Here is an 11,387-nt window from a genome sequence, read left to right on the forward strand (position 1 = left end):
CCAGCGCCAGCGAGCCCAGCGCCGCCGCCAGCGGCCCCAGCAGCCGCACCCCGGCCGGGCCGTTGCCCAGCAGCGCCGTGCCGGCGCGGATCCACAGCGCCACCATTGGCGGGTGGTCGAGATAACCCGGCTGCAAAACCCGGGACCAGGCGAAGTAATAGGCCTCATCCGGCGTGAGCGGCAGCAGGGCGGCGAGCGCCAGGCGCAGCAAGGTGAGCGCCAGCAGCGCCGCGAGCGGCCAGCCCATGCTAGCGCGCGCGCCAGACCAGGGTGGAGGAGACCGCGTAATTCCACACGACCCCTACGGCCGCCCCCGCCGCGCCGGAAAACAGGCTGAGCCCGTTCTCGGCATAAAGCGCCTGGGCGATGCCGATATTGGCGATGCCCCCCAGCCCGCAAACCAGCATGAACAAGGCGAGGCCGCGCCAGGCGCTGGCCCCTTTCAGCCGCTGCGTCCGGTAGGTGAGCTGGTTGTTGAGCAGGAAATTCGCCACCATGGCAATGATCGTGCCTAGGGTCTGGGCCGGGCCGAACCCCGCCCCGGCGGCGAGGGCAACCTGCGCGACCGCGAGATTGACGAGCACGCCGAGGATACCGACCAGCGCGAAGGCGATGAAGCGCGGCGGCACCGCGCCGCGCAGCGTCTTATCCAGCAACAGCCCGGCGAATTGCGCCAGCACCAGCACGTCCAACTTGCTCTCCCCGGCGGCGCGGGGACGGAAACGGTAGGGGATCTCGGCGACGCGCAGCGGGCGCGGCGCGGCGAGCATGAGGTCGAGCAGAATTTTAAAGCCCTGGCCGGTGAGCCGCCCGGCAAGCTGGTCGAACAACGATCGCGGCAGCAGGAAGAAGCCGCTCATCGGGTCGGAGACGCGGGTGCGCGTCACCGCCTGGGCGAGGCGGATGCCCGCGCGGGAGAGCCGCTCCCGCCAGGGCGAGGCCAGCCCCGCCGCATCGCCGCCCGGCGCGTGGCGGCTGCCCACCGCCAGATCCGCCCCGGCCCGCACCGCCGCCAGCATGGCGGGCAGGCGGGTTTCGTCATGCTGCATGTCGCCGTCGATCACCGCGATATAATCGGCGGCGGAGGCGAGCGCGCCCTCGATCACCGCCGAGGAGAGGCCGCGCCGGCCGACGCGGCGAATGCAGCGCACCCGCGCATCCTCCCGCGCCAGGCGCTTGGCCTCGGCGGCGGTGCCGTCCGGGCTGTCATCATCCACGAACATCGCCTCCCAGGCGATGCCCGCCAGCGCCCGGTCCAGCGCGGCCACCATGGGGGCCACGTTGGCGCGCTCATTATAGCACGGCACGACGACCGTGAGGGTGAGCGCCACGGGTCAGAGGGAGGCGAGCACCGTCTCGGCCCGGCTGACATCGAACCCGCCCGGCTCCTCGACCGCGAGTTTCTTCATCACGCCATTCTCGATCACCGCCGCGAAGCGCTGGCTGCGCACGCCCATGCCGCGCGCGGTGAGGTCAAGTTCCAGCCCCAGCGCCTTGGTGAAGGCGGCGGAACCGTCGGCCAGCATCAGCACCGCCTCGCCCGCCTTCTGCTCCTTGGCCCAGGCGCCGAGAACGAAGGCGTCATTGACCGAGAGGCAGACGATCTTGTCCACGCCCTTGGCCTTGAATTCCGGCGCCAGCTTGACGAAGCCGGGCAGATGCTTGGCGCTGCAGGTGGGGGTGAAGGCGCCGGGCACGGCGAATAGCACCACCTTGCCGGTGCCGAGCAGTTCCGCCGTGTCCACCTCGCGCGGGCCCTCTGGCGTGGCCAGCATGAGTTTCATGGCTGGAATCTTGTCACCAATCTTGATCATGCGCTGCCTGTTTCCTGTTTCGTATCCGCCTCTCTTAGGCGAATTGGCGCGCCAGGTGAAGCGGAATGGCGGCTCTGGCCGGATGGGCGCGCCGGTCTATATAAAAGGGACATGATGAACCAAGAGAAATCAGCGCCCTCCGGGCCGGACTGGCTGACCGGGCAGGTTCTGCTCGCCATGCCCGCCTTGCGCGACCCGCGCTTCGCCCAAGGGGTCATCTTCATCTGCGCCCACAGCCCGGAGGGGGCGATGGGCCTTTTGCTCAACCGCCCCCTGCGCAGCCCCAAATTCGCCGCGCTGATGAGCCAGCTGGACGTGGAGCCGCAGCCGCCCTTGCGGGAACTGGCTTTGGGCCAGGGCGGACCAGTGGAGGACCAGCGCGGCTTCGTGCTGCACAGCACCGATTGGCTGGGCGAGGGCAGCCTGCAAGTGGACGATACGCACGCGCTGAGCGCCAGCCTGGACGTGCTGCAGGCCATTGCCGCGGGAGGCGGACCGGAGAAGGCGCGGCTGCTGCTCGGCTATGCCGGGTGGGGGCCCGGCCAGTTGGAAGAGGAATTGCTCCAGAATAGCTGGCTCACCCTCCCCGCCGATGACGAGATTTTGTTCGATACCGCCTACCAAACCAAATGGCACCGCGCGCTGGCCAAGTTGCGGATCGACCCCGCCATGCTCTCGGGCGATGCCGGGCGCGCATGAATACGCTGGTCATCGCCACCCATAATCCGGGCAAGCTCGCGGAATTTTCGCGGCTGCTGGCGCCGCTCGGCTATGAGAGCCTCTCAGCCGGGGCGCTCGGCCTGCCGGAACCCGCCGAGACCGGACGCGATTTCGCCAGCAATGCCCGGCTCAAGGCCCAGGCGGCGGCGCGCGCCTCCGGGCTTTGCGCGCTGGCGGACGATTCCGGCCTGGGTGTCGCGGCGCTCAACGGCCAGCCCGGCATCTATTCCTCCCGCTATGCCGGGGATGACTACCCCGGCGCCTTCGCCAAGATCATCGCGGCGGCACGGGCCAAGGAGAATTGGGCGGCTTGGTTCACCTGCGCGCTCTGCCTGGCGCGGCCGGACGGCGCCACCGCGACCTATATCGGCGAGGCGGATGGGCGCATCGCCCCGGAGCCGCGCGGCGAGGCGGGATTCGGCTACGACCCGCTTTTCATCCCCAACGGATATGAGCGGAGCTATGCCGAGATGGGGGCCCAGAAAGAGGCGATCAGCCACCGCGCCCGCGCCTTCGCGCAGCTGCGCGCGGTCCTGGCCAGCGGCGCCGGTCTGGCGAGCCCCCTAATAAGTAATTTCTAGAGTGTTTTAGCGAGCAATTTCAATTATCCAGATCAGATGATGTTGCTTTAGCGCCAGACGGTCAGCGCGGCGATGACGAGCAGGCACACCACCACGGCCACGACATTGAGAAACAGGAAGCGGGCGAAATGCGCCCAGCCCTTGCGGGAAGGGGTATCGAAATCAACCTCCAGCGTATGCTGTGGCGCGGTCTGGTCGGTCTGTGCCGTCATCTTTGATCCCTGCGTTCCTTAATCTATGGAGCTGAAAATAAATCCCCCTTCAACCCCCTGGCAAGCTGATTTTACGGGCCAGCTCCGCCAGCACACACGGATAGAGGCGGTGCTCCTGTTCCAGCACCCGCGCCGCCAGCGCCGCCTCGGTATCCCCGGGCAGCACCGGCACCCGCGCCTGGCCGAGCACCGGCCCCTCATCCATGCCCTCGGTCACCAGATGCACGCTGCACCCATGCTCCGCCCGCCCCGCCGCCAGCGCCCGGGCATGGGTGTCCAGCCCGGGGAAATCCGGCAGCAGGCTGGGGTGGATGTTGAGCAGCCGCCCCGCCCAGCGGCGCACGAACCAGGGGGTGAGCAGGCGCATATAGCCGGCGAGGCAGACGATCTGGATGTCGCGGGCGCGCAATTCAGCGTCCAGGGCGCGCTCATGCGCCTCGCGGTCGCGCCCAAAGGGGCGGGCGGGCACGGCCAGCGCCTCGATGCCGAGCCCGCGCGCGATCGCTAGCCCCGGCGCGTCCGGCTTGTCGGAGAGGACGAGGACGATCTCGGCCGGATAATCCGGCCCCCGCGCGGCGCGGGCCAGCGCCTCCATATTGGAGCCGCGCCCGGAGATGAGAACGGCGACGCGCGGCTTCATCCGCCGAACAACCGCTCCTGCCCCGCGATGACAATGCCAGGCTCGGCGGTGACCTCGCCCAGCCGGAAGGGCTGCTCGCCCGCCGCCCGCAGCGCCTCCATCGCCGGCGCCGCCTCGCGGACGATGACCGCCATGCCGACCCCGCAATTGAACACGCGCAGCATTTCCGCCGCCGCCACCCCGCCGGTGCGGGCGAGAAAGGGAAAGATGTCCGGCATCGGCCAGGGCGCGTCGAGCCGCGCCCCGCACCCCTCCGGCAGAATGCGGGGGAGATTGCCGGGCAGGCCGCCGCCGGTGATATGGGCCGCGCCGATCAATAGATTTTGCTTATGAATCGCGAGCAGCGCCTTCACGTAAATGCGGGTGGGCGTCATCAGCAGAGCGGCGGCGCGCTGGCCGAGAATTTGCGCGTCCCAGCCCAGCCCGGCGGCGGCGAAAATCCGCCGCACCAGGGAAAAGCCATTGGAATGCACGCCGGAGGCGGGCAGGCCGAGAATGGTATCGCCGGGGCGGATTGGGGCCGGCAGCAACGCCCCCCGCTCCGCCGCGCCGACGGCGAAACCCGCGAGATCGTAATCTCCCTCCGCATACATGCCGGGCATTTCCGCCGTCTCGCCGCCGACCAGGGCGCAGCCCGCCTCGCGGCAGCCATCGGCGATGCCGGAAATCACCCGCCGCGCGGCCGCCACCTCCAGCGCGCCGGTGGCGAAATAATCTAGGAAGAAGAGCGGCGCCGCGCCCTGCACCACGAGATCGTTGACGCACATCGCCACCAGGTCGATGCCGACCGTGTCGTGCAGCCCGGTCTCGATGGCGATTTTGAGCTTGGTGCCGACGCCGTCGGTCGTGGCGACCAGCACCGGATCGGCGAAGCCCGCCGCCTTCAGGTCGAACAGCGCGCCAAACCCGCCCAGCCCACCCATCACCCCTGGCCGGAGGGTGGATTTGGCCAATGGCTTGATCGCCTCGACCAGCGCGTCCCCGGCCTCGATATCCACCCCGGCATCCCGGTATGTCACGCTAGTCATGTCAGCCTCCGATGCGCTAAAGCCACGGCCATGGCGCTTCTCGATCATTCCGGCGAACCGTGACGCCTTTCATCACAGGCGGCGAGGCCGCGCAATCCAGGAGGCGCTGATGCAGGAGAACCAGACGGAGTACCGGCGCTATTTGCGGGTGCAATGGCAGCGCCTGGCGCTGGTGGTGGCCGTGCTGCTGCTGCTCTATTTCTGCTTCCGGCTGTTCTCCTCCATCCTGCTGCCCTTCGTCATCTCGGCGGGGCTCGCCTATTTTCTCGACCCGCTGGTGACCCGGATGGAAAGGCTGGGCATTCCGCGCGGCATCGGCACGCTTCTCGTGCTCCTCGCCTTCGGCGTGGCGATGATCGTCTTCGCGCTGGTGCTCTACCCGGTCATCGCCGCGCAGGCCGCCGCCTTCATCGCCAATCTGCCGACCTATGTGCAAACGATCCAGACCCAGCTCGCCACGCTGCTCCAGCAAATGCAGCACCGCCTGCCGCCCAATTGGCAGGTCAAGCTCCAGGACCTCGCCTCCAACCAGATGGGAGCGCTCGTCTCCTATGCCGGCAAGGCGGCGACCAACATCATCGGCGGCGGCTTCGCCGTGGTCAATGTCGTCACCCTGCTGGTGGTGACGCCGATCATCACCTTCTATTTTCTGCGGGACTGGCCCTCGATCATCCGCCATATCGATAGCTGGCTGCCCCGCCCCTATGAGGGGCTGATCCGCGCCCAGGCGGTGGAGATCAACCGCATCCTCTCCGCCTGGATTCGCGGCCAGGCGATCTGCTGCCTCGTGCTGGCGGCCATCTACGCCACCGGCCTGACCATCATCGGCCTCAATCTCGGCCTCATCGTCGGCCTCTCGGCCGGGCTGCTCTCCTTCATCCCCTATGTGGGCACCGTGCTGGGCGGGCTGACCGCCATTCTCCTCTCGCTCAGCCAGAATGGCGGCTGGCACGGGGTGGTCTCGGTGCTGATCGTCTTTGCTATTGGCCAGGGGCTGAATGACTACGTCATCCAGCCCCGCTTTCTCGGCGACCGGGTGGGACTCTCCGCCGCCTGGGTGATCTTCGCCCTGTTCGCGGGCGGGGCGGCCTTCGGCTTTCTCGGCATCATGCTCGCCGTGCCGGTGACGGCGACGCTCGGCGTCATCGCCCGCTTCTGGCTGCGCCGCTATCTGCAATCGCCCCTCTACCTCGACGCCCCGCCGGAATGAGGCAGCTCGCCCTGCCCTTCGCCGATCCGGCGCGGGTCTACCGGGCGGAGGAGTTCTGCCCCGCCCCCTCCAACGCGGCGGCGCGGGACTGGCTGGCCCGGCCGGAAGCCTGGAGCAACGGGCGGCTGATATTGTGGGGGCAGGCCGGGTGCGGCAAGAGCCATCTTCTCCATCTCTGGGCCGGGGAGCGGGGGGCGGAGATCGTCGAGGGGGCGGGGTTGCGCGGGCTCGTCCGCCCCGGCGCGGCGGTGGCGGTGGACGACGCGGAGCTCGCGCCCGAGCCCGCCGCCCTTTTGCATCTGCTCAACGCCGCCGCCGAGGCCGGGGCGCCGGTGCTGCTCGCCTCCCGGCTGCCCCCGGCGCGGCTCGGCTACAAGCTCGCGGACTTGACCAGCCGGCTGCGCGCCTCGGAGAGTGTGGAGATCCGCGCCCCAGAGGACGAGCTGCTGGAGGCGCTGCTCACCCGCCTTGCCGCCGCGCGGCAGCTGAACCTGCCCTTGCAGGCGCGCAACCTCCTGCTGCTGCATCTGCCCCGCGCGCCGGGCGCCTACCGCGAGGCCATCGCCCGGCTCGACCGGCTGGCGATGGATCGCGGCGCCCGCGTCACCCGCGCCATGGCGGCGGAAGTTCTCGCCGGGCTGGCCGAATTGTAATTTTACTTAACCATCATATGCCGGTTGGGGATAGGATGGCTATGTTAACCCCATGGACCAGCAAACCGAGCCTCTTCCGGACCAGATTGCCGCCAGCCCCGCCATAGGGCTCAAAGACCCGGCGCGCTTCATCAACCGTGAATTATCCTGGCTGGATTTCAATTTCCGGGTGGTGAGCGAGGCGCGCAACCCCCGCCACCCGCTCCTGGAACGCCTGCGCTTCGTCTCCATCAGCGCCTCCAATCTCGACGAGTTCTATTCCGTGCGCGTGGCCGGGCTGATCGGCCAGGCGCGGGCCGGCATCGCCGAGCCCTCCGCCGATGGGCTCTCCCCGGCCCAGCAGCTCCACGCCATCAAGCTGCGCACGCGCGAATTGATCAACGCCCAGCAATCCGCCTTCAACGAATTGCGGGGCTTGCTAGCCCAGGCCGGGCTGCTGGTGCTGGCCGCCACCGAGCTGACCACCGATGACGCGGCGTTTCTCGACAGCTATTTCATGGAGCATGTGTTTCCGGTGCTCACCCCGCTGGCGGTGGACCCGGCCCATCCCTTTCCCTTCATCCCCAATATGGGGCTGGTGCTGGCGCTCTCCCTGATCCGTGACGACGATCGCGGCCATATGTCGGCGCTGATCCCGCTGCCCGCCCAGATCGAGCGCTTCATCCGCCTGCCCGCCGATGGCGGGCCGATCCGCTTCATCATGCTGGAGGAGCTGGTGGCGATGAATATGGGCCGCCTGTTCCCCGGCTTCTCGGTGGAGGGCTCCGGCCTGTTCCGGCTGATCCGCGATACCGATGTGGAATTCGAGGAGGAGGCAGAGGACCTCGTCCGCTCCTACGAGACCGCGCTCAAGCGCCGCCGGCGGGGAGTGGCGATCCAGCTCACCATCCAGGCCGATATGCCGGAGGATCTGCGCGACCTGGTCATCGACGCCATCGAGGCGCCCGCCGAGGAGATCTACATCGAATCCGGCATTGTCGGGCTGGTGGATGTGAAGCAGCTGATCGTGGACGACCGGCCAGACCTGCTCTTTCCGCCCTATACCCCCCGCTTTCCCGAGCGCATCCGCGATTTCGCCGGGGATTGCTTCGCCGCCATCCGCGCCAAGGACATTCTCGTCCATCACCCGTTCGAGAGTTTCGACGTGGTGGTGCAGTTCCTGCGCCAGGCGGCGCTCGACCCGGCGGTGGTGGCGATCAAGCAGACCCTCTACCGGACCAGCCGCGATTCGCCCATCGTCAAGGCGCTGATCGAGGCGGCGGAGGCGGGCAAATCCGTTACCGCCATGGTCGAGCTGAAGGCGCGCTTCGACGAGGAGGCGAATATCCGCCTCTCGCGCGAGCTGGAGGCGGCGGGGGTGCAGGTGGTGTTCGGCTTCACCGCCCTCAAGATCCATGCCAAGCTTTCCTATGTGGTGCGGCGCGAGGGCGGCAATCTGCGCGCCTATGCCCATTTTGGCACCGGCAATTACCATCCCATCACCGCGCGGATCTACACCGATCTCTCCTTTTTCACCTGCGACCCGCCGCTGACCCGCGACGCGGCGCGGCTGTTCAACTTCATGACCGGTTACGCCCGGCCGGAAGCAATGGAGCAGCTCGCCTTCTCGCCGCTCACCGCCCGCAAGACGCTGGACAAGCTGATCGATACCGAGATCGCCAACGCCAAGGCGGGCAAGCCCTCCGGCATCTGGCTCAAGCTGAACTCGCTGGTGGATGCGCGGCTGATCGACCATCTCTATGAGGCGAGCCAGGCGGGCGTACCCATCCAGGCCGTGGTGCGGGGCATTTGCTGCCTGCGTCCGGGCGTGCCCGGCCTCTCCGAGACGGTGAAGGTGAAATCCATCATTGGCCGCTTTCTCGAACATTCGCGCATCTGCGTGTTTGCCGATGGCCACCCGCTGCCCGCGCGCGAGAACAAGGTTTTTATCTCCAGCGCCGACTGGATGGAACGCAACATGGATTACCGGGTGGAGACGCTGGTGCCGATCCATAACCCGACCGTGCATGCGCAGATTCTCGACCAGATCATGGTGGTCAATCTGCGCGACGACGCGCAAAGCTCCGAGCTGCACTCCGATGGCAGCTGGACCCGGATGCGCCCCGGCGACCCGCCTTTTTCCGCGCATGAATATTTCATGACCAACCCCTCGCTCTCCGGGCGCGGCTCGGCCCTGCATGGGGGGCTGGCGGGGGAGCGCCCCCGGCCGCGCTACAAACGCCGGGTGGATTGAAATGCGTGAGCTCCGGGCGAGGCGGCCCGCCTCGCCTCGAAGCCCTTGACCGCGCATAGAGACGGTTGAGGACGGTGGAAGCCACCACCCTATCGGTCAGTGAATAACATCGCCTTGATGGCGCGCAACACCGGCCGCTTTAATTGCCATTTGCTGCCAAGCAGAAGATCCGCTGAATCAGGATTGAAATGGCTGAGGCCGCTCCATGAATAGGGGGTGAGCTCACCCACAAAAATCTGTTTTCCGCAATCAAAAAAATCAACCCGTATATGGTCAATCCCCGCTGCCAAAATTTCCGCCAGCTCTATCATTTCATCGAGCCGTTCGGGCCGTGGGAATTCCTGGGCGACCTTGCGCGTGAAAAACCAACCGAGATATCGCCAACAAACCGTATGGAACGCGCCGTTGCGCAGCAAGCCATTTTCCACGAAGACTGTGTTGATTACCCCGACTTTTCCGTTGAACATAAAAAATCTCCGCTCCAACGGCCGGTCTCCGCCTTCGTTTAACAGCGCTTTTTCTGCCAACAAACGACGCGGAATTTTTTTATAGCCCCGCTCACCGGTCACATCGAACCAATCGATCTGCAGCCAGGCAGCCGCCTGGACCCGAAATATTTCAGCTTCGTGCGCATTTTCTTTCGTCACCATGATCGTCTGGCCACTTGCATGTGAGCTTTTCAAAAAATAGGGCGGCTCCAAACGGTCAAACGGTATCTCTTCCGGAGTTCCTGTCCACAGAAGGGGAGCGAGATATTCTGTATCAATTCTTTTGGAAACCCAATCACGAGTGGCGAGCTTGTCGCTGAACAAAACGAAAAGAGCGTTGTCGTCAAACAGTTTTCGCCAGTTGATTTTCTCGGTGAAGCTGAGTGGCGAAGTCAGGTTTAATTTTCGATCATGCGCCGTGGCATAAGCCGCGCGCACGTCTCGAACAGCTTGTATCCAGCGCCTGAATCTTTGCATGGGGGTTTTTAAGGTCGGAGGGGATTTGTTCGGATAGGGCTTTCCACGATTGTTGTCAATAAGGATCAAACCCTGCCACGCGGCGGAAATGATCATCCATCCGCGCAACCACCTCTCCGCCGCCGCGAAGCTTGACGCCAGCCGGCGTGAGTTTCTATTCATCAGCGAATGGACTTCGTCTCATTCTGGCATGGCCCCGTCGATCCCATCACCTATGGGTGCCTGGCCTCCTTTCCCTATCACGGCCAGACACTCCGGCTTTACGCGTACGATGCCAACCTCCCCGTCCCGCCCGGCGTCGAGCTAGCCGATGCGCGCGAGATTTGTCCGGACCATGACCTCATCAACCGTTATTTTGTTGATGGCAAAACCAGTTTTTCGAAATTCTCAAATTATTTTCGGTATTTGTTGCTGCGAGCTGGCGCCGGCTGCTGGGTGGATGCCGACCTGCTCTGCCTGCGGCCGCCGACGATCGGTCATCTCAGCCATATTTTCGGCCGACAATTCCCTCAAGGCGATCCCTGGGAGATCAATGGCGCCGTCCTGAAGCTGCCCCCCACCTCGCCTTGCCTCGCGGATCTGGCCAGGATCGCCCTCGAGGCGGCGGGGCTGGATTCCGGCTGGGGCGTCATCGGCCCGGAACTCCTCACCCGGCTTTGCTATCAGCATAATCTCCAGAATCTCGCGCAAGACCAGGCGATGTTCTATCCTCTTTCCCCCGACGCATTCTGGCGGGTGCTGTTTCCCGATGAATATGAGAGCGTCCGCGTCGCCACGGAACAAACGCAGATGTTGCACCTCTGGTACAATAACTACCAGCGGAGCGGTTACGACAAGCAGATGGCGCCCCCGCCCGGCTCGTTCCTGCACCGTGCCTTTGAAAAGCTCGGCGTGCTCGGCAAATTCTCCGGCGCCTATGACGTTACTCAGCTGGTGCATGCCATCGGCGATTGGCTGCCGCCCGAAAAGCGGTTTTACGGCACTGGGCAAGCCAAAATCATCGCTGACATCCTCTGGAAACTCGACAATCTCGGAAAAGGTCTGGCCTTTGCGGTCGAGCAGATGGGAGCTGGATGGGATTGCCCCCCCTTATTGGGAAAAAGATGGCTAAGCGAGACCGGGGACAAATGGGAGTTTCAGGAAAACGGCCTGATTCTCAAAAACATGGTTCCGGAAGGCCGCTGGTTCACCGCCCACGGCGAACCAGCGCGAATCATCTGCCTCTGGGGAAACGCCGACTGGATCGATTCCTGCCATTTTGAAGGCGACTCCGTGCTGAGATGCAAAAACCAGCATGGCCATGAATTCCGCTTGACGCGACGTGATTGACC

General features: G+C 65.5%; 12 protein-coding genes and 1 pseudogene. 6 read left to right on the plus strand and 7 right to left on the minus strand.

Annotated elements, in window-relative coordinates; translation table 11 throughout:
* The 3 genes and pseudogenes from M7H45_RS05605 to M7H45_RS05615 form a co-directional block, all read right to left on the minus strand.
* Positions 1-247: pseudogene (locus M7H45_RS05605) on the minus strand (UDP-phosphomannose--protein mannosyltransferase); the annotation flags it as partial.
* Position 248: 1 nt separating this feature from the next.
* On the minus strand, positions 249-1,331 hold the full coding sequence (locus tag M7H45_RS05610) for a glycosyltransferase family 2 protein (protein ID WP_298215270.1): 1,083 nt from the start codon (positions 1,329-1,331) through the stop codon (positions 249-251).
* Between the two features lie 3 nt (positions 1,332-1,334).
* Positions 1,335-1,814, minus strand: coding sequence for a peroxiredoxin (locus M7H45_RS05615; protein WP_298215271.1), 480 nt, complete (start codon positions 1,812-1,814; stop codon positions 1,335-1,337).
* A gap of 111 nt (positions 1,815-1,925) precedes the next feature.
* On the opposite strand from M7H45_RS05615, the gene M7H45_RS05620 reads away from it, so the two are divergent.
* Both M7H45_RS05620 and rdgB read left to right on the plus strand, forming a co-directional pair.
* Entirely contained in the window at positions 1,926-2,513 is a 588-nt protein-coding gene (locus tag M7H45_RS05620; RefSeq protein WP_298215272.1) for a YqgE/AlgH family protein, read from the plus strand.
* Positions 2,510-3,115 carry an RdgB/HAM1 family non-canonical purine NTP pyrophosphatase gene (gene rdgB, locus M7H45_RS05625; RefSeq protein ID WP_298215273.1) on the plus strand — a complete coding sequence of 202 codons (606 nt, stop codon included), beginning with the start codon at positions 2,510-2,512 and terminating at the stop codon, positions 3,113-3,115. The genes M7H45_RS05620 and rdgB overlap by 4 nt, the downstream gene beginning before the upstream one ends.
* A gap of 47 nt (positions 3,116-3,162) precedes the next feature.
* On the opposite strand, the gene M7H45_RS05630 is transcribed toward rdgB, so the two are convergent.
* The 3 genes from M7H45_RS05630 to purM are packed head-to-tail and all read right to left on the minus strand — an operon-like array spanning position 3,163 to position 4,995.
* A complete protein-coding gene (locus M7H45_RS05630; RefSeq protein WP_298215274.1) occupies positions 3,163-3,327 on the minus strand; it encodes a hypothetical protein in 165 nt (54 codons plus the stop codon).
* 49 nt (positions 3,328-3,376) lie between these two features.
* Positions 3,377-3,967 (minus strand): phosphoribosylglycinamide formyltransferase, encoded by a 591-nt coding sequence (gene purN / locus M7H45_RS05635; protein ID WP_298215275.1) that lies wholly within the window; start codon positions 3,965-3,967, stop codon positions 3,377-3,379.
* Positions 3,964-4,995 carry a phosphoribosylformylglycinamidine cyclo-ligase gene (gene purM / locus M7H45_RS05640; RefSeq protein WP_298215276.1) on the minus strand — a complete coding sequence of 344 codons (1,032 nt, stop codon included), beginning with the start codon at positions 4,993-4,995 and terminating at the stop codon, positions 3,964-3,966. The genes purN and purM overlap by 4 nt, the downstream gene beginning before the upstream one ends.
* Before the next feature lie 109 nt (positions 4,996-5,104).
* On the opposite strand from purM, the gene M7H45_RS05645 reads away from it, so the two are divergent.
* Genes M7H45_RS05645 through M7H45_RS05655 form a run of 3 tightly spaced genes read left to right on the plus strand, consistent with a single transcriptional unit; the run spans position 5,105 to position 9,091 of the window.
* The gene (locus tag M7H45_RS05645) at positions 5,105-6,205 is read left to right on the plus strand and encodes an AI-2E family transporter (RefSeq protein ID WP_298215277.1); all 1,101 of its coding nucleotides are present in this window, start codon (positions 5,105-5,107) and stop codon (positions 6,203-6,205) included.
* Complete coding sequence (locus M7H45_RS05650; protein ID WP_298215278.1) at positions 6,202-6,858, plus strand: hypothetical protein; 657 nt, start codon at positions 6,202-6,204, stop codon at positions 6,856-6,858. Before M7H45_RS05645 ends, M7H45_RS05650 begins: the two co-directional genes overlap by 4 nt.
* 52 nt (positions 6,859-6,910) lie before the next feature.
* Positions 6,911-9,091, plus strand: a complete 2,181-nt coding sequence (locus tag M7H45_RS05655) for an RNA degradosome polyphosphate kinase (protein ID WP_298215279.1) — start codon at positions 6,911-6,913, stop codon at positions 9,089-9,091.
* Positions 9,092-9,180: 89 nt separating this feature from the next.
* On the opposite strand, the gene M7H45_RS05660 is transcribed toward M7H45_RS05655, so the two are convergent.
* The gene (locus M7H45_RS05660; protein ID WP_298215280.1) at positions 9,181-10,152 is read right to left on the minus strand and encodes an ATP-grasp fold amidoligase family protein; all 972 of its coding nucleotides are present in this window, start codon (positions 10,150-10,152) and stop codon (positions 9,181-9,183) included.
* 72 nt (positions 10,153-10,224) lie between these two features.
* On the opposite strand from M7H45_RS05660, the gene M7H45_RS05665 reads away from it, so the two are divergent.
* On the plus strand, positions 10,225-11,385 hold the full coding sequence (locus tag M7H45_RS05665) for a hypothetical protein (RefSeq protein WP_298215281.1): 1,161 nt from the start codon (positions 10,225-10,227) through the stop codon (positions 11,383-11,385).
* The last annotated feature ends 2 nt before the right edge of the window (positions 11,386-11,387 follow it).

Origin of the sequence: Acidocella sp., assembly GCF_027352905.1 — a bacterium.
In the GTDB taxonomy this organism is placed as follows: domain Bacteria; phylum Pseudomonadota; class Alphaproteobacteria; order Acetobacterales; family Acetobacteraceae; genus Acidocella.

Coding starts and splice junctions, on each gene's coding strand:
- M7H45_RS05630 (WP_298215274.1), bottom strand. CDS start 3,327: ATGACGGCACAGACCGACCAGACCGCGCCACAGCATACGCTGGAGGTT.
- M7H45_RS05645 (WP_298215277.1), top strand. CDS start 5,105: ATGCAGGAGAACCAGACGGAGTACCGGCGCTATTTGCGGGTGCAATGG.
- M7H45_RS05615 (WP_298215271.1), bottom strand. CDS start 1,814: ATGATCAAGATTGGTGACAAGATTCCAGCCATGAAACTCATGCTGGCC.
- rdgB (WP_298215273.1), top strand. CDS start 2,510: ATGAATACGCTGGTCATCGCCACCCATAATCCGGGCAAGCTCGCGGAA.
- M7H45_RS05620 (WP_298215272.1), top strand. CDS start 1,926: ATGATGAACCAAGAGAAATCAGCGCCCTCCGGGCCGGACTGGCTGACC.
- purM (WP_298215276.1), bottom strand. CDS start 4,995: ATGACTAGCGTGACATACCGGGATGCCGGGGTGGATATCGAGGCCGGG.
- M7H45_RS05660 (WP_298215280.1), bottom strand. CDS start 10,152: ATGATCATTTCCGCCGCGTGGCAGGGTTTGATCCTTATTGACAACAAT.
- M7H45_RS05665 (WP_298215281.1), top strand. CDS start 10,225: ATGGACTTCGTCTCATTCTGGCATGGCCCCGTCGATCCCATCACCTAT.
- M7H45_RS05650 (WP_298215278.1), top strand. CDS start 6,202: ATGAGGCAGCTCGCCCTGCCCTTCGCCGATCCGGCGCGGGTCTACCGG.
- M7H45_RS05655 (WP_298215279.1), top strand. CDS start 6,911: ATGGACCAGCAAACCGAGCCTCTTCCGGACCAGATTGCCGCCAGCCCC.
- purN (WP_298215275.1), bottom strand. CDS start 3,967: ATGAAGCCGCGCGTCGCCGTTCTCATCTCCGGGCGCGGCTCCAATATG.